Annotated in this window: 15 protein-coding genes; 5 read left to right on the plus strand and 10 right to left on the minus strand. The window is 68.2% G+C overall.

The genetic code is table 11. From position 1 onward, the window contains the following. Nucleotides 1-38: 38 nt before the first annotated feature. From ABD339_RS11125 to ABD339_RS11135, 3 genes are read right to left on the minus strand one after another with little or no spacing between them, the layout of a single operon-like run. Nucleotides 39-1,361 (minus strand): ATP-grasp domain-containing protein, encoded by a 1,323-nt coding sequence (locus tag ABD339_RS11125; protein WP_344564774.1) that lies wholly within the window; start codon nt 1,359-1,361, stop codon nt 39-41. Nucleotides 1,362-1,391: 30 nt separating this feature from the next. Continuing rightward, nucleotides 1,392-2,228 carry an SDR family NAD(P)-dependent oxidoreductase gene (locus ABD339_RS11130; protein WP_344564776.1) on the minus strand — a complete coding sequence of 279 codons (837 nt, stop codon included), beginning with the start codon at nt 2,226-2,228 and terminating at the stop codon, nt 1,392-1,394. Nucleotides 2,229-2,244: 16 nt separating this feature from the next. Then, a complete protein-coding gene (locus tag ABD339_RS11135) occupies nt 2,245-3,327 on the minus strand; it encodes an SIS domain-containing protein (protein ID WP_344564779.1) in 1,083 nt (360 codons plus the stop codon). Between the two features lie 487 nt (nt 3,328-3,814). On the opposite strand from ABD339_RS11135, the gene ABD339_RS11140 reads away from it, so the two are divergent. The 3 genes from ABD339_RS11140 (at nt 3,815) to ABD339_RS11150 (ending at nt 6,787) form a co-directional block, all read left to right on the plus strand. Continuing rightward, nucleotides 3,815-5,107, plus strand: a complete 1,293-nt coding sequence (locus tag ABD339_RS11140; protein WP_344564781.1) for a phosphoribosylamine--glycine ligase — start codon at nt 3,815-3,817, stop codon at nt 5,105-5,107. A gap of 45 nt (nt 5,108-5,152) precedes the next feature. Further along, nucleotides 5,153-5,422: an acetolactate synthase small subunit gene (gene ilvN / locus ABD339_RS11145; RefSeq protein ID WP_344564783.1), complete on the plus strand. Its 270-nt coding sequence runs from the start codon at nt 5,153-5,155 to the stop codon at nt 5,420-5,422. 102 nt (nt 5,423-5,524) lie between these two features. Then, the gene (locus ABD339_RS11150) at nt 5,525-6,787 is read left to right on the plus strand and encodes a multidrug effflux MFS transporter (protein WP_344564785.1); all 1,263 of its coding nucleotides are present in this window, start codon (nt 5,525-5,527) and stop codon (nt 6,785-6,787) included. Between the two features lie 119 nt (nt 6,788-6,906). Here ABD339_RS11150 and ABD339_RS11155 read toward each other — a convergent pair whose 3' ends face one another. After that, nucleotides 6,907-7,818, minus strand: coding sequence for a LysR family transcriptional regulator ArgP (locus ABD339_RS11155; RefSeq protein WP_344564787.1), 912 nt, complete (start codon nt 7,816-7,818; stop codon nt 6,907-6,909). Between the two features lie 94 nt (nt 7,819-7,912). Here ABD339_RS11155 and ABD339_RS11160 point away from each other — a divergent pair, with 94 nt between their 5' ends. Beyond that, complete coding sequence (locus ABD339_RS11160) at nt 7,913-8,530, plus strand: LysE/ArgO family amino acid transporter (protein ID WP_344564789.1); 618 nt, start codon at nt 7,913-7,915, stop codon at nt 8,528-8,530. Between the two features lie 165 nt (nt 8,531-8,695). Here ABD339_RS11160 and ABD339_RS11165 read toward each other — a convergent pair whose 3' ends face one another. The 6 genes from ABD339_RS11165 to ABD339_RS11190 form a co-directional block, all read right to left on the minus strand. Beyond that, the gene (locus ABD339_RS11165) at nt 8,696-9,835 is read right to left on the minus strand and encodes a PP2C family protein-serine/threonine phosphatase (protein WP_344564791.1); all 1,140 of its coding nucleotides are present in this window, start codon (nt 9,833-9,835) and stop codon (nt 8,696-8,698) included. A gap of 186 nt (nt 9,836-10,021) precedes the next feature. Next, nucleotides 10,022-10,633, minus strand: a complete 612-nt coding sequence (locus ABD339_RS11170; RefSeq protein WP_344564793.1) for a GTP-binding protein — start codon at nt 10,631-10,633, stop codon at nt 10,022-10,024. After that, entirely contained in the window at nt 10,614-10,967 is a 354-nt protein-coding gene (locus tag ABD339_RS11175) for a DUF742 domain-containing protein (RefSeq protein WP_344564795.1), read from the minus strand. The genes ABD339_RS11170 and ABD339_RS11175 overlap by 20 nt, the downstream gene beginning before the upstream one ends. Further along, complete coding sequence (locus tag ABD339_RS11180; protein ID WP_344564797.1) at nt 10,964-11,368, minus strand: roadblock/LC7 domain-containing protein; 405 nt, start codon at nt 11,366-11,368, stop codon at nt 10,964-10,966. The genes ABD339_RS11175 and ABD339_RS11180 overlap by 4 nt, the downstream gene beginning before the upstream one ends. Nucleotides 11,369-11,371: 3 nt before the next feature. Beyond that, on the minus strand, nt 11,372-13,111 hold the full coding sequence (locus tag ABD339_RS11185) for a sensor histidine kinase (RefSeq protein ID WP_344564799.1): 1,740 nt from the start codon (nt 13,109-13,111) through the stop codon (nt 11,372-11,374). Between the two features lie 529 nt (nt 13,112-13,640). After that, nucleotides 13,641-14,138 carry an STAS domain-containing protein gene (locus ABD339_RS11190; RefSeq protein WP_344564801.1) on the minus strand — a complete coding sequence of 166 codons (498 nt, stop codon included), beginning with the start codon at nt 14,136-14,138 and terminating at the stop codon, nt 13,641-13,643. Nucleotides 14,139-14,841: 703 nt separating this feature from the next. Here ABD339_RS11190 and ABD339_RS11195 point away from each other — a divergent pair. Further along, on the plus strand, nt 14,842-15,273 hold the full coding sequence (locus tag ABD339_RS11195; RefSeq protein WP_344564803.1) for an ATP-binding protein: 432 nt from the start codon (nt 14,842-14,844) through the stop codon (nt 15,271-15,273). The last annotated feature ends 251 nt before the right edge of the window (nt 15,274-15,524 follow it).

Below are 15,524 nucleotides of genomic sequence, written 5' to 3' on the forward strand. Positions count from 1 at the left end.
ACCTGCCGAGTGACCGATCGGCTCATGGGCATCCCGAGTCATACGCCGCGAGCGGGCCCGGCCGGCAAAGGGTTTCGATGCCCGGCTTCCGGTGCGAGGGCGATGCCCAGACAGCGTTCGATGTCCGCCTTGACCGCGGCGCAGGTCTCCTCCGCCCGCGCTGGATCCGTGTCGACGGCGCGGATCATCCCGAACCGGTCGAAGTTGCCCCGCATGGCATCGACGCGGTTGCCGGGCTCCAGGCGCGCCCACCCGGAGTGCAGCCGGTCGAGGAACGGGTCGAACCAGTCCGGTGCCAGATCGTCGCGCACGGTCGTGGTCTCGGCGGCGGCGAGGAGGGAGTGGGAGACGGCGCCGCCGAGCCGCAGCGGGGCGAGTGGTACGTCCCGGCCGAGGTAGAGGTCCACCAGGATCGCGAACATGTCCCGGTCGGCGACGGCGTTGACCGTCTCGGGCAGGGCGCCGCCGGCCATCCGCGGGTTGGCCTCGGTCAGCCGGAAGCCCCGGTCGGTGCGGATCATCTCGACGTGGAAGATGCCCAGAGTGAGGCCGAGGGTCCGGCACACCTGTGCGGCGTAGTCGCCGAGTTCACGTTCCACGGTGTCGTCGAGCGTGGCGGGGACCGTGCACCCCAGTTCCAGGACGGGGTTGTGCAGCCCGGTCTTCTGGATGGTGGAGACCAGTGGCACGAACGAACGGCCGTCGGAGGCGACTTCGACGGAGTACAGGTCGCCGATGGCGAGTTCCTCCACGATGAAGCGCTCATCGAAGTGTGCCGACATGCCGGCGGGGAGGTGCTCCAGGTCGCCGGTCAGGCCGGCGAAGTGGGCGCGTATCCGCGCGGGTTCACGGGCGATGGTGGTCGCGCCCTTTCCGACGCCCAGGACCGGTTTGACGATGACCGGATAGCCGATTCGGGAGGCCGCGGCGAGGGCTTCGTCCTCGGAGCCGGCCACCGAGAAGGCGAGGCTCGGAACGCTGGCCTCGTCGAGTGCGCGTCGGCAGCGGCTCTTGTCGCGGGCGGTGGCGACGCCTTCCGGGGGTGTGCCGCGAGCGCCGATGAGGGCGGCCAGCGAGGCGGCCTGCGGGATGCAGAAGGCGAGCGTCGAAAGGACCGCGTCGACCTCGCCGGGCCGGGTTCCCGCTGCCCGTAGCACGGCCAGCAGGTCCTCGGGGGCGCGTACATCGCGCATCTCGGCGGTGTGGTCCGCCAGTTTCCGCGCGAGGCGGCGCTGGTGCGGCGACGCCGTGAAGTCGTACCGGGGCGAATACAGATAGGTCACGGTGTGACCGGCCTGCTTGGCGTAGTCGATTGCGTTGACGCCCGACCCGGATGTCTCCACGAAGACGAGGTGACTCATGAAAAACCCCGCTTCAATGTCGTCGATTCCCTATCGATGTCTCACATCGCGCCGGGCGGCGTGAAACTCTTCGGCGTGGTAGAAGTCGTATTCCTCGGAGGTGGCGTCCGGGGTTCTGGCCACCCATTCGATGAACTCGGCGGAGAACTCGGCCGAGATGGTCCGCATATGGTCCTTGGGCGAGCGGTCATGCCACTCACCCGCCTGGAAGGGCGGAAGGCCGGCGGTCTTCACGGCGAAGGCCGGGTCCATGCGCGGGTGTCGGCGCAGATCGCGCTGAAGCTCGGTGTCGACGATGCCGGGGTGGGCGCGGGCAACGGTGAGATGGGGTGCCGTGAGCGCGAACTCGCGGCTCTGGACCAGGGCCATCCTGCTCAGCGCGGCCTTGGTCATGCTGTACAGCCCCAGACAGGCGAAGGACAGTTCGGGCACCGGACGTGCCAGGGATGAGGTGACGTAGACCACGCGTGCCCCGTCCGTCGCGAAGCGCGCGGCTCTCACCAGCGATGCCGTGATGGACAGCGGTGCGTACACATTGACCCGGAATGCCTGGTCGACCTCGTCGGGGGAGAGCTCGTGGAGCCATCCCAGGGGCGACACCGCAGCGTTGTGGATGAGCGTCGTGACCCGGTGGTCCGGGTGCGCGTCGAACCATGTCCTCAGGCATGGCTCGATGAGTGCCACGTCCGCCAGGTCCACGCTCAGGTTGTGGAGTTCGTGCGGCTCGCACCGAGCGGAGCCCCCGGTCTCCTGGGCAGGCGTTCTCGACACGTTGAGCACGTCCGTGTCCGTGAGGAACGACAGCACCAGGCAGTGACCGATGCCGCGGCTTCCCCCGGTGATGAGAGCGAGCGGCTTGTACGTCATGGAGAGAGGCGACCTGTCATCCGACGGCGGCGGACTCGGTGGACTCGGCGGGCTTCGGTTCGAGGCTCGACGGGATGTCGACGCACTTCGGGAACAGCTCGATCGAGCGCTGGCTCCACCACGGGTTGCCCGCCGCGACAGAGATGAGGTCCCGCCCGGTCACGTCGGCGTGGAGACCGAGGTAGTAGGCGATGTAGACGGTGAAGAAATGGCCGAAGAAGAACTTCTTGAAGAAGTCCTCCTGATCGAGGTCGACGGTGACGAACTCGATGTTCTTGTTCTGGGCGACGCCCTTGTCCCCGAACAGTCCTTCCAGTGTCTGGATCTTTTTCCGCGTGTAGTCGTCCGCCTCGGAGTCGCGGAACACGACCAGGGCCTGCTTGGCGGATGGGTCGGAGTACGCGGCGACCTCGGTGTGGCTGAACTCGTGGAGCAGATTGCGGTGGGTCGGGACCATCGCGATCTCGTTGAAGAACATGGTCGTCTGCTTGAGCAGGGTCACATACCAGTCCGCGGTGCCCAGCAGGACGATCCGACTGTCTCTCAGCTTCTCGGCGATGTCCTGGGCCCGTTGGAGCGTGCTGTCGTCGAACGTGTTCTTGAGGAACTCGACCGACTCCTCCAGCCCCTCCCGGTACGGGCGTGGGGTGATGCCCAGTTTGTGGAAGAGGTCGAGGAAGATCGCGAAGAACTGCTGCACGTGGTACAGGGGGTACTCCCGGTCGGCGTGCCGCAGTTTGTACTGGATCAGCGAGCTGCCGTTCTCCCGGCACAGACCAGCGATCTTGCCGCCGCCCGTGAGAACAATCAGGTTCCGGTTGCCGGTCATCTCCCGCATGGTGTCGTAGAACAGACAGGGTTCCACCGACCAGCCGCTGTAGCAGACGATGATCGTCAGCGTGGACGGGTCCTTCATGACCTCTCTGTCGACGAACCAGTCGAGGTCGTAGTCGTTGATGACCTGGACCTGAACGGGAATGCGCTCGGACAGAAAGAAACCCTTCACGATGTCCGACACCACGGACGAGCAGCCCATCCCGTAGAAGACGATCCGCTTGAACTGCCCCGCTTCGATCCGCTCCCGCAAATCCTCGTCCAAGCCACTGAGATCATACTCATGTCCCCAGAGTAAACTCTCAAAAAGGGGACTCCCCAGCATTGGCTCGAGTCGCTCTAAGCGCGGTTGCACGTGCTTGGCTCCTTCCGAGAAGGGGTTTCCAAAAAAATTAATGGGAGCCCTGAGGAACTGTCAAGAGATCGTCCGGCGAAAAAATCAGGCCAGGAAGGCCGAAAAAAGCGGAATCTTCGGAGCAGGTATTTGCCCGAGATTGATCTAAAATGCGACTCCCGTGAATGACCGGTTTGATCATTCTTGGGTGGCATGCTCGCTGCTCTGTGTTGAAGCCATGGCCAGGGAAACTAAGCGCAGCCTTTCCGTGTCAATCCGACACTGCGGCGAGGACGGCAGAATCTGGCCAATCCGACGCCCTCCTGACGAACGGTTCCAGGGGGTTGCCGCCCGGTGTCGCAGGCTCGATAATGCCTCAGGCCACGTGTCTCGGAACTCAAAGCTCGAGGTATTCGCAATGCCCAGATTCATGCTGTTCGGGGAAGGTAACGCGAAAGAGCAGGCGTTCTGCGAGCAGAGCTGGCGCGTCGGGACCCGAGCCGATGATTTGCTGTGCTGCATTTACGGCCGGAACCGATACCTTGAACGCAGTCCGCGGACCGTGCGCGTCAACGGCGTAGACGAAGCGATTACGGCCGCCAGGGAACATAACGTGGACACCGTCATCATGCTGGCGATCGAACAGTTCCAGGCCGGTCATGTGGAAGTTTTCCGGGCTGCCGGATTCCGCGTATCAGGGGTTTCCTCCTCCGGAACCTTCCTCGAGAACAGCAAAGTTCAGGCGAAAGCGTTCATGCAGCGGCACGGGGTGGCCTGTGCGTACAGTGAGCCCTTCTTTGGCGCTGCCGAGGCGGAAAGATTTCTGATCAGCAACTGGGCGGACCGGCGATTCGTCGTCAAGGCGAGCTGCTATCTGGACGAAATTGCATTCAGTTGCAGTGTTCCCGACACTCTCCAAGAGGCGATCGATGCCGTCCGCCGGCTGTCCGCCCACCTTGAAGACATAGCAGCTCCACCGGGCCTGGTCCTGGAGGAGAGGCTTGAGGGGCGTGAATTCTCGGTCCATGTTCTGGTCGACGGGGCCGACTACAAGGTCTTCCCCATGGTGAGGGACTACAAGCAGCTCCTGGAAGGCAACAAGGGCCCCAACACTGCGGGGATCGGCGCCATTGCCGTGGCTGCCGACTGGGACCCGGATCTGATGGCCGACCTGCGGTCGAGGATCATCGAGCCGACGATGGACGGGTTGTCGCGCGAAGGCATCGAATACAGATTCGTTCTCTATATCGGCGTCATGATGACATCGGACGGCCCGATCGCACTCGAATACAACGTGCGGCCAGGAATGCCGGAATTCCCGACTCTCTTGGCGCTGGCAAAGACAAGCGGACTGGAGATGGCCACCGCGCTTCAGGACGGCAAGCTCAGCTCGCTGGAGCTTGAGTGGGAAGAGGCAGAGCCCTATTCCGTTGCCGTCACGTTGACCACGTCCGGTTATCCGTTCTCCAGTGAGGGGATCGGCGAGTCGATGTTCGGCCTGGCAGAACTGGATGAGGATGTGTGGCCGCTCGCGGAGTGCATGCCGGACGAACCAAATCCCACCGTTTCAACCGGCAGGGTCCTGACCCTCATCGCGCGCGGGAAGTCGTTCCAGGAGGCCAGGGAGCGCGTGTACCGGAACATCGACCGGATACGGTTCCGTGGCCTTTACTGCCGCCGGGACATCGGCGACCTGACGGTACTCGAATAGCACGGTTCGGAAGCGACGTCCGACAGACTCCGAGGAAGAGTGCTGATGAGAAAACAGACGCTGTCGATGATGGTGGCGAACAAGCCCGGCGCCCTGGCGGAGGTGGCGGGGCTGTTCAGCCGGCAGGGCTGCAACATCGACTCGCTCGCGGTGGGAGAGGCCGCGCAGCGCGGCATCTCGTGGCTGACGATCGTGGCGAGCATCGACGAATCCTCACTGGAACAGATGACCGAGCAGCTGAGCAGTCTCCCGAAGGTGCTGAAGGTGGTTGAACCCGACGGCAAGCCGCCGGTACAGCGCGGCTGCCGATGGTGAAGGTGCGTAAGGTCTGCCACCCGGCCGGTGGTGGGACGGATTCAGGGAATCCACGACCACCCAGACCAACGGGTACGACACAAGCACGAGGAAGAAAGCGGCATGTCCAGGTCTGTTGACGCACAAAATTCCATGACTCCGCCTCGTCGCATCATTTTCATCGCACTCACCGCCATGTCGGTGCTTCCCGTGACCATCTACCTCCCAGCACTTCCGGATATCGCGGAGGAGTTCGACACCAGTTTTGCCCTGGTCAATCTTTCGGTTGCGGGATACGCCATCGCAACCGCCCTGACCGAAGCCGTCTCGGGTATTCTGTCCGATCGTTACGGACGCCGTCCGGTCGCGCTGACATCTGTTTCGATCTTCATCGTTGCGTCCATCGGATGCGCGCTGGCACCCAATATTGAATTCTTCCTCGTTTGCCGCACCTTTCAGGCTGCGATCGCCGCGTGCTTTTCGGTGGCGATGGTCGTCATCAAAGAAACGTCGAGCGGGCGCGATGCGGTAAAGGAGATCGGCTTCGCCGGCATGGGCTGGGCGCTTGCCCCGATGTTCGGGCCCACTGTGGGCGGAGTTCTGAACGAACTGTCCGGATGGCGCGCGATCTTCGTCGTCCTCGCTCTCCTCGGGGGGGCGGTCCTTGTGGCGTCGAGGCGGCAACTTCAGGAGACGTCGCAGCCCTCGGGAGCCTCGAAGGGGAGCCCGCTCGCTTCGTTCCGGCGATTGCTGGGTTCGGCCCGGTTCTGGGCCTACACCCTCTGCATGGCCTGCTCGACGGGGACGCTTTATGTCTTCCTCGGAGGAGCGCCTCTGGCCATGAGCGGTCAATTCGGCGGGTCAAGTGTCGCGTTGGGGCTCTACATGGCCCTGGTCCCGGGCGGGTTCGTCATAGGCAGCTATCTGACCGGAATCTGGGCTTCCCGCGTCTTCCGGAGCCACTTTCTTGTCTATGCCCGCATCGTGACGTGTGCCGGACTGACGGCCGGTTTGGTCCTCGCCATGCTGCACGAACCCCCCCCGTTCCTGTTCTTCGTTTCGTGCATGTTCATCGGAATAGGGAATGGCTTGACCTCACCCGTCGTCAACATGGGAGTGATGTCCGAACACGACGAGCTCGCGGGCACCGCAACAGGTCTGTCCGCCGCCATGTCCATCGGAGGAGGCGCGCTGATCTCCTCGGCCGTCGGCCCCTCTCTCAACGCCACGAGTTCGATCCGCATCCTGCTGGCTCTGCTGCTGACGTCGGCATCGCTCGCCTTGTTGGCGGCACTCTTCGCCGCACTGGTCGATCGACAGCCTCACGCGCGCGCGGCGGCCGGGGGAGGCCGAGGGGTTCGCGCGCGGGAAGAAGGCCGAGGCTGACATCGAAAGAGGTCCTGCCGCGGTCAGGGGTGCGGTGCCTCAGAGACACAGGGCTTCAGAGAGGCACCGGGACAGCGCTACAGCGGGTCGGCGATACAGGGATTCGCGGATGCAGCGACTCAGGGATACAGCGACTCGGCCGCCGCGGCCAGGACCGCCTCGGTGGTGGCGGCCAGCGGTGCGGAGTCCAGCTTCCACTGCTGCCAGAACAGCGGGACGTCCTTGCCACGCTCGGGCGTCAGCAGGGTGTACGTCCCCGCGCGCAGCCGCGGCCCGGCCTGCGGCTCGGGCACCAGGCCCCAGCCCATCCCGGCCTCGACGGCCTCCGCGAACCCCTCCGAGGTGGGTACATACTGGCGCCGCGGCCCGGCGCCGCGGCCTCCGGTCAGCTCGCGGACGAACTGGTCCTGGAGGGAGTCGCGCCGGTCGAAGACCACGACCGGCGCGCGCGGCAGCAGCCGCGCGAGCGGGGCCCGGGGCCAGCCGGGAAGGTGTCGTTCCACGAATCCGGGCGCGGCCACCGGCAGATAGCGCATCCGCCCCAGCCGCCGTACCGAACATCCGGCCACCGGCTCGGCGGAGGAGGTCACCGCCGCCATCACCACGCCCTCGCGCAGCAGCGCGGTGCTGTGGAACTCGTCCTCACGGCGCAGCTCGAAGCACAGCCGCAGGTCCTCGGGCAACCTCGTCAGGGCGGGGAGGAACCAGGTGGCCAGCGAGTCCGCGTTCACCGCGACCGGCACCGGTGCCGGCTCGTCCGGGCCGCTCGCCCCCAGCTCGGCGCGCGCGTCCCGCTCCAGCTGGGCCACCTGCCGGGCGAAGCGCACCACGGCCTGGCCCGAGGCGGTCGGCCGTACCGGCTTCGTCCGCGTCAGCAGCACCCGGCCCGTCCTGCTCTCCAGGGCCTTGACGCGCTGGCTGACCGCCGACGGCGTCAGGTGCAGCGCCGTGGCCGCCGCGTCGAAGGTGCCCTCGTCCACGACGGCCAGCAAGGTGCGCACCTGATCCAGGGGAAGGTCGGAGACCGGCATGGGCAGAATTCTAGAGGCGTACCTTAAGCATGGCGCAAGTTACGTGAAAATCCGTAACTGTACTTATGATCGGCCGGTTCTTAGCGTCGGTGTCATGGGAACAGCAGCTTTGACCTCGGCCGCCGCGGGATTCGGCACCGGTCTCTCACTCATCGTCGCCATCGGCTCGCAGAACGCCTTCGTGCTGCGCCAGGGCATCCGGCGCGAGGCGGTGCTCCCCGTGGTCGCGGTCTGCGCGGCCTCCGACCTGGTGCTGATCGTGGCGGGCGTCGCCGGAGTCGGGGCCGTGGTCGCCGCTTGGCCGCCCCTGCTGACCCTCGCCGGGCTGGCGGGCGGCGGATTCCTGCTGTGCTACGCCGTGCTCGCCGCCCGCCGTGTGCTCCGCCCGGCCGCGATGACGACCGAGGGGGCCGGCGCCGGGTCACGCCGCCGGGCGCTGCTCGCCTGTCTGGCGATGACCTGGCTCAACCCGCACGTCTACCTCGACACCGTGCTGCTGCTCGGCTCGCTGGCCGCCGGACACGGCGCGCTGCGCTGGGAATTCGGCCTCGGCGCCGTGCTGGGCAGCGTGTGCTGGTTCGCCGCGCTCGGCTACGGCGCCCGCCTCCTGACTCCGGTCTTCGCCCGCCCCGGCGCCTGGCGCGTCCTGGACACCCTGATCGCCGCGACCATGGCCGTACTGGGGGCGACCCTGCTGGCGGGCGCGCTGTGACGGCGGGCCGCCGGACCTCCCCCGCGCGGCGCGCCGGGCCGGTCGTCCCCGGTGGGTGCCGGCCCGCGGTGCGTCTGCCCCGGTACGGCCCGTTGTGTGTCCCGTGGTGCGTCCGCGGGATGTCGGAGCACCGGGGCCGGAGCACCGCAGGTCAGAGCACCGCAGTCAGAGCAGTTCCGCCGAGGGGGAGCGGTGGACGGTGAGGATGGCGAGGTCGTCCTGCTCCCGGGGGCTGCTGAAGGCGCGCACGTCCTCCCGCAGGGCCCGGACGAGGGAGCCGGGGGACAAAGCCGAGCCGTCTGCGGGCCCGGTCAGCTCCGCCAGCCGCCGCTCCACCGGGTAGTAGGTGCCCTCCGCGCCCCGCGCCTCGGACAGCCCGTCCGTGTACAGCAGCAGCGTCGAACCGGGCGGAAACGGGAACCAGCCGGCGGTGCGCGGCTCGGCGACCAGCGAGGCCAGCCCCAGCGGCACATTGACGGCACCGGGCCGCACCTCCTGCGGGCCGCCGGGCAGGCCCAGCAGATAGGGCGAGAGATGGCCGCAGTTGACGGCCTGCGCCGTCTCGTTGTCCACGGCGTCCAGGGAGAGCACCAGCGCCGTCACGAACCGCTCGGGCTCGCCCGAACTGCGCGCGTAGGCGTTGTGCCGCACCACGGAGGTCTCCAGCGACTCCACCAGCCCGGTCAGCGTCTGCTCGCGGTGCGCCGCCTCGCGGAAGGCGCCCAGGACGGCGAAGACGACCCCCACCGCCGAGAGCCCCTTGCCCTGCACATCGCCGATGAGGACCCGGGTGCCGTAGGGGGTGTCGGCGACGTCGTAGATGTCCCCGCCGAACAGTTTGTCCTCCTGCACGGGCTCGTAGACGCCCTCGATCAGGGCCTGGGCCGTCAGCTCGGGCAGCGGGTGCAGAATGTGCCGCTGGACGACGGCCGCCGTCGAGCGCAGCCGCAGCACCTCCCGCTCCCGTGCCACCCGCCAGTGGCAGCCGTAGACGGCGAGCACCGAGAAGAGCACGGTGAGCACCACCAGCAACACGCCGTCATCGAGCCGGTATTGGGGCGCTCGGGCCGTGGAGACGACCGCGCCGGCCGTGGCCCAGCAGGAGGCGGCGATGGTCTGCCGTACGGTGCCCACGCTCGACGCGACGGCGGGCAGGAAGATCAGCAGCCCGATCAGCCGCACCTCCGAGCCCGCCACTAGGCTCAGTCCGATGACCAGCAGGGTCAGCCCCAGGCTCCACAGCAGGAAGGCGCGGTTGGACAGGGCCTTCGGCTGCTCCATGCCCGGTTCCTGCTGCTGCTCCATGGCCCGATCCTCGGTGCGGCGCTGGGACCCGTCCATCCTGACCCGCCCCACGGTCCTCGCCGGGCGCGACACCATCCCCCAAGGCGGGGGAGTTGACATGACGGCGCCCCGCCCCCCGAACGCGCATTCGGGGGGCGGGGCGCCGTTTCTCCGCGTGATCAGTGCGGCTGGCCGTGATCAGTGCGGCTAGGGGGTCAGGGCGACCGAACGCAGGTAGCGCATCAGAGAGATCAGCACATCCCGGCTGGACTCGCGCATCCGCGCGTCACAGGTGACGATCGGGACGTTCCCCGGCAGGTCGAGCGCCATGCGCAGCTCCTCCGTGGGATAGGAGGCGGCGTCGGGGAAGGCGTTGACGGCGACCACGAAAGGCACCCCCGCCTCCTCCAGCCGTCCGATCACATCGAAGCTGACCTCCAGCCGGCGGGTGTCCACCAGCACGATCGCGCCCAACGCCCCGTCGAACAGGCCGTTCCACAGGAACCAGAAGCGCTGCTGGCCCGGGGTGCCGAACAGGTACAGCACCAGCTCGTCGCTCAGGCTGATGCGGCCGAAGTCCATCGCCACGGTCGTCGCGGTCTTGCGCTCGACCCCGGCCAGAGAGTCCACGCCGGCGCTGGCCTGCGTCATCGTCTCCTCGGTCGTCAGCGGCCTGATCTCGCTGACCGAGCGGACCAACGTGGTCTTGCCGACTCCGAAGCCGCCCACGATCACGATCTTGACCGCGGAGGCGGCGGAGGACGGAAGCCGGTCCTCGCTCCGAGGCCCGACGACCGTCTCAGAGCTTCTCAAGTCCATGGATTACCGCCTCTATCAGTGCAATGTCGGGGAGCGACGGGTCGGGCGAGCGGGCCTCGACCCGTCCGTCGGCCAGCAGATCGGTGAGCAGCACGCTGATCAGGCTCGGGGGCAGGATCAGGTAAGCGGAGATCTCGGCGACGGAGAGCGGCGAGCGGCAGATCCGCAGGATCTGGCTCAGCTCGGGCTGCATGCCCACCTTCGGCTCCTCGCGGGAGACGATCAGCGTCACCAGGTCGAGGCCCGCCTGCTCGGACGAGTCGACCCGGCCGCCGGTGATCACATACAGCCGCTCCGGGCCGCCTTCGTCCCAGCCCCCGTCGGACTCGCTCACGGGACCTGTCCGTCGTTGCGGGGCGGGCTGGTCAGATGGGCGCCGATCCGGGCCACCAGATCACGCATGCACTGGCCGACCAGACCCGCGTCCACACCCTCGTCGGCCAGCACCGCCAGGTGCGCGCCGGCGCCGGCGGCCATCAGATACATGAAGCCGCCGCTCACCTCGATCACGACCATCCGCATCCGGCCGTCACTGTGCGGGAACTCGGAGGCGACCGCTACGGAGAGACTCTGCAGGCCCGACCCGATGGCCGCGAGCCGGTCGGCCGCGTCCATGTCCGTGTCGTAGCGGGCCATGCACAAGCCGTCCGAGGACAGCACCACGATGTGCCGGGTCTGCGGGACGCTCTCGGCGAGATCCTTAAGCATCCAGTCCATGTCCGCGCGCTGTTCCATCGGCTACTCATCCTTGTCTGACGTGTCGCTACTACCGCGAATCGGCGCGGGCTTCGGCTTTCCGCCGGACAGTCCGCTCTGCAACTCGGCCATCCACACTCCGGGCGCGGGCTCCTCGGAGGCGACGGCGGCGGGGCCCGGCTGCGGCGCCGGGGGGCGCTGCGATCCGAAGGCCCCACGGGCGTTGGGATGGGGGCTGCGGCGGCGCCGCTGCGGCAGCCCGCCGGCCGTGCGTTCGGTCACGGGCGGGGCCTCCTCCTCTTCGAAGGGCGGGGGACCTGCCGCACCGTCGGGCGCCGCGATGTCCGCCAGTCCCGCGTACGAGATGCGGCCGTGTGCCGCCCCGTCCGCCGCCGGCGCGGCGCCCGCACGGGGCTCGGCCACCTCCGGGACGGCGGGCGCCGCCAGCGTGAAGTCCTGCCCGGACGTGGCATCCGGTACGACGTGTGGCGGCACCGCCGTCAGCGTCTCCTGCCCCGGCTCGGGCGAGCGCTGCGCGGCGATCGCCCGGGGGTCGGCGGGCGCGTGGTCCTGGCCGGACCGGGGCACCGGCCGGGGGCCGGAGGCCGCGCCGATGCCGTGCGCCTTGCCGGTCGCCGGCGCCGTCGTGATCAGGTTCTTCGGCACACACAGCACCGCGCGCACACCGCCGTAGGCGGACGGCGGAAGCGACACCTGGAAGTCGTACGCCTGCGCGACCCGGCCGACGACGGCGAGTCCGAGGCGCGGTGTCTCCCCCAGGTCGTTGAGGTCGATCCCGGCCCGCGCCTCGCTGAGCATGCGCTCGGCGCGGGCACGTGCCTCCTCGCTCAGCCCGACGCCGCCGTCCTCGATCTCGATGGCGATGCCCATGTGCACCTCACCGGCGGTCAGGTGCACGCGCGCCTTGGGCGGCGAGTAGCGCGTGGCGTTGTCCAGCAGTTCGGCGAGCGCGTGGATGAGCGGCTCGACAGCGGGGCCTACCACGGCCACATCGGCGACCGAGTGCAGCTCGACCCGCTGATAGTCCAGGATCCGCGACATGGCACCGCGCAGCACGCTGTAGAGCGGGACGGCCTTGCTCCACTGGCGGCCGGGACGCGCGCCGCCGAGCACGGCGATGCTGTCGGCGAGTCGGCCGATCAGGGCCGTGCCGTGGTCGAGCCGGAGCAGGTCGGCGAAGAACTCGGGCCGCTGACCGTGCCGGTCCTCCATGCCCCGCAGGTCGGTGGCCTGCTGGTGGACGATCGCCTGCACACGGCGCGCGATGTTGACCACACCGCGCTGCGCCGAGTCCCGCATGCTCTCCTCGGCCTGCACCGCCTCGACGACCGAGCGCAGCAGCGCCTCGTGCGCGGCCTGGAACTGCGGGCTGAGGCCGTCGGCCTCCGGCCGCATGGACATCAGCACGTCCTCGGCGAACTCGCCTTCCTGGAGCCGGGCGACCGCCTCGGGAAGCCGCTCTCTGGCCAGCCGTACCGTGCCGGCCTCCTGGAGGTCGAGCCGGTATTGGAGCGCGGTGAGGCGCTCCTCGCTCGCGGCGCGCAGCGCTCTGAGCGCCTTTCCGCGCCGGGCCACCTCGGCGGTGAGCAGGGCCAGGGCGACCGTGGCGATTCCCCCGCACAGCGCGACAGCGAAGCGCGCCTGCTCGGGTACCAGCACCGTGGCCACCACGGTGGCCACGGCCGTGACGACGGCGGGCACCGCCCATGCCGCGACGGAGCGCGACGGTATACCTCCGGGTGACGATTCACTATGAACCATCAGCATCCTCAAATCATCGGGAGATCACGTCAGGACAAGGGATGCTTGGCACCACGACAGGGCCGCCGGGACCGTCGTACGCGCGGACCCGAGGCGGCTTCAGGTCAGGGGTGGCCCGGGGCGACGCCCGCCCCAACTCTCCGAGCCCATCGCAGCATAGCCGCATTTGATCATCGTTCGCACGTGCCCCTCGTATATGCGTGCGAGGGGTGACGGTCGCTCAGGGTGCCCCGGAGGAGGGGCTGTCGACCGGAGCGGACGAGCCGGGGTAGGCGGAAGTTCGTCACGTAGCGTCATGAAAGACGCTCCCCGTCATGCGGAACCCCAGCATCCGGATGGTGTGGTCGTCGCGGGAGCATTCCCCTGGCGATAACCCTGCGCACACGGCGGGAGATGGGGCGCCCCGAGGTGATCACGCCACCGGAGCGCACGTCGTGACGGGTCAGGGAGCGGCGGTCACGAAAGTTTCACAACTCGGCGCCGCCCGGCTGTACTCGGGCCCCAGCGCGCCCGCTCGGCGGGCGCACGCTCAGTCCTTGGCGCGCGGGTCCAGTGGCAGGTGGGGATTGTGCTCCTGCTGCCAGGCGGTCGCCAGCGGCTCGGGGTTGTGCAGCGGGATACCCGGGTCGGCGTCTCCGGTGGGCGGCCAGTCAGGACGCTGGTCGGCGGGGAGAGTGCGCAGCGCCTCGCTGACGCTGGAGTAGACCGGCAGCATCTCGGTGCTCCCCGTCAGCGTGAGCACGGCGGCCAGCCGCCGCCCCACGCACGCCAGCAGGAGGCTGCCCTCCCTGCGGTGCAGCAGCCAGCGCAGCGCGAGCAGGCAGTTGAGGCCCCGGGAGTCGCAGAAGACCAGAGCCGTCACATCGAGGACGAGGTGGCGGTAGCCCGTTGCGACCACGGCGCCGATGCGGTCGAGGTAGAACTGCTCTGATCCCCGGTCCAGTTCCCCGCTGAAGCGCAGCACCGCGCACTCGTCCTTGACGGCGAGCGGGGTGATGGCCAGCCGGTCCTCCTCCCGCGCCCTCACTCCTCCTCCGTCCCCCGGCGCGGCGCCGGTGCTAGGGGGCCCGTCATGCCGGTCGTCCGTTTCCCGGGCGCCCGTTGCCGGTGTGTCCGCTGCGGGTACGTCCGTTCCGGGGCCGTGCGTTTCCGGGCCCACGTCGCCTGAGTATCCCAAACCGCGCCATGCGAACATGCCTTCCCTGAGTCGGACGCCACGGACAGCTTGGCGCGTTCCGGGCAGCTCACCTCGCCTCTCGTGCAGAGCGATCGTACGTCCCGGGCAGATCTCGTGACGGCTCCTGGGTACCGGTGCCGGGTGTGGGTGCCCCCGTGTAAGAGACAGCCTGCCCCTCGTTCGCGTCCGGGGGAACGCCGTCTCGTCGGCGCCCGGGTGGCGCGGTCGCCGCGCCCCCCTCCGCACGCCCTCCGCGCCCGGCCCCCGACCGCATCCGTCCGGTGCCGACGGTGCATGAAGGCGAAAGTGCCGGGTAAATGGAACCGCATCGTTCGACGGTTTACCCGGAGCCGTCCGGCTGATGGTGGAGTCGCGGGTAGCCGTAGCCTCCACCAAAGCAATCGATCGCGAATATCCCGGGACACCCCGAATATCAAGCCTTGCCGCGGGAAGGAGAGCCCGACAGCGCAGGGACAGCGTGATCCTCATGATTCCGGTTCATGATTCCGGCCCGCTCCTGCGGCAATTCACCTGGCGGAGACGGGAGACGCAGATGAACAACGCAACGGCCATCCGCAATGGCGATCCGCGGGAAGCCGCCACGGCCCATACCGCCCATACCCCCTACTTGCGCAGCAGCTTTCAAGCCCGGCAGATCACCCGCAGTTTTCTGTCCACCCTCTCACCACGGCCCTCACCCGAAGTGACGGAGTCCGTGCTCCTCGTGGTCTCGGAACTGGTGACCAACGCGCTGCGGCACGCGAACGGCGTGACGGGATTCCATCTCGGCGCAGCGCACCGCACCGTCACAGTCGAAGTCGAAGATTCCAGTTCCGCTTTTCCACGGGAACGACTTCCCGGCAGCTTCGACGAAGCGGAGAACGGCGGATTCGGCTGGCCGATCGTCCGCCATCTCGCCAATGATCTCACCGTCCGGCCGACCCGGAACAACGGAAAGATCATTCAGGCCCGCCTGCCCCTTTAGCGCCCGGCGCGGCTTCGGCATGTGCAGGTGCCATGAAGTCCGGTGCCCGGCTTGGCAGTGGCCGAGGCCGACGTGGCTCTTGGCGGGGAGCAATACCGCTGCGGGCCCCGGGCGTACTCAGTCGGATACGAGGAGTTCGGCCAGAGCCGGGTGCGCCGCAGCTGCCCGGCCGCGGTGTTCGGGGCGTCCGCCACCGTCTCGTTGCTGACCACGAGCACCGCCGCGTACCTGTGCCCGCGCCCGGTACCGAT

Origin of the sequence: Streptomyces axinellae (assembly GCF_039532135.1) — a bacterium.
Lineage (GTDB): Bacteria > Actinomycetota > Actinomycetes > Streptomycetales > Streptomycetaceae > Streptomyces > Streptomyces axinellae.

What these genes read in the sequence shown, in the direction of transcription:
- ilvN (WP_344564783.1), top strand. Translation starts at nt 5,153, where the DNA reads ATGAGAAAACAGACGCTGTCGATGATGGTGGCGAACAAGCCCGGCGCC.
- ABD339_RS11195 (WP_344564803.1), top strand. Translation starts at nt 14,842, where the DNA reads ATGAACAACGCAACGGCCATCCGCAATGGCGATCCGCGGGAAGCCGCC.
- ABD339_RS11140 (WP_344564781.1), top strand. Translation starts at nt 3,815, where the DNA reads ATGCCCAGATTCATGCTGTTCGGGGAAGGTAACGCGAAAGAGCAGGCG.
- ABD339_RS11130 (WP_344564776.1), bottom strand. Translation starts at nt 2,228, where the DNA reads ATGACGTACAAGCCGCTCGCTCTCATCACCGGGGGAAGCCGCGGCATC.
- ABD339_RS11170 (WP_344564793.1), bottom strand. Translation starts at nt 10,633, where the DNA reads ATGGACTTGAGAAGCTCTGAGACGGTCGTCGGGCCTCGGAGCGAGGAC.
- ABD339_RS11185 (WP_344564799.1), bottom strand. Translation starts at nt 13,111, where the DNA reads ATGGTTCATAGTGAATCGTCACCCGGAGGTATACCGTCGCGCTCCGTC.
- ABD339_RS11180 (WP_344564797.1), bottom strand. Translation starts at nt 11,368, where the DNA reads ATGGAACAGCGCGCGGACATGGACTGGATGCTTAAGGATCTCGCCGAG.
- ABD339_RS11160 (WP_344564789.1), top strand. Translation starts at nt 7,913, where the DNA reads ATGGGAACAGCAGCTTTGACCTCGGCCGCCGCGGGATTCGGCACCGGT.
- ABD339_RS11150 (WP_344564785.1), top strand. Translation starts at nt 5,525, where the DNA reads ATGTCCAGGTCTGTTGACGCACAAAATTCCATGACTCCGCCTCGTCGC.
- ABD339_RS11155 (WP_344564787.1), bottom strand. Translation starts at nt 7,818, where the DNA reads ATGCCGGTCTCCGACCTTCCCCTGGATCAGGTGCGCACCTTGCTGGCC.
- ABD339_RS11165 (WP_344564791.1), bottom strand. Translation starts at nt 9,835, where the DNA reads ATGGAGCAGCAGCAGGAACCGGGCATGGAGCAGCCGAAGGCCCTGTCC.
- ABD339_RS11125 (WP_344564774.1), bottom strand. Translation starts at nt 1,361, where the DNA reads ATGAGTCACCTCGTCTTCGTGGAGACATCCGGGTCGGGCGTCAACGCA.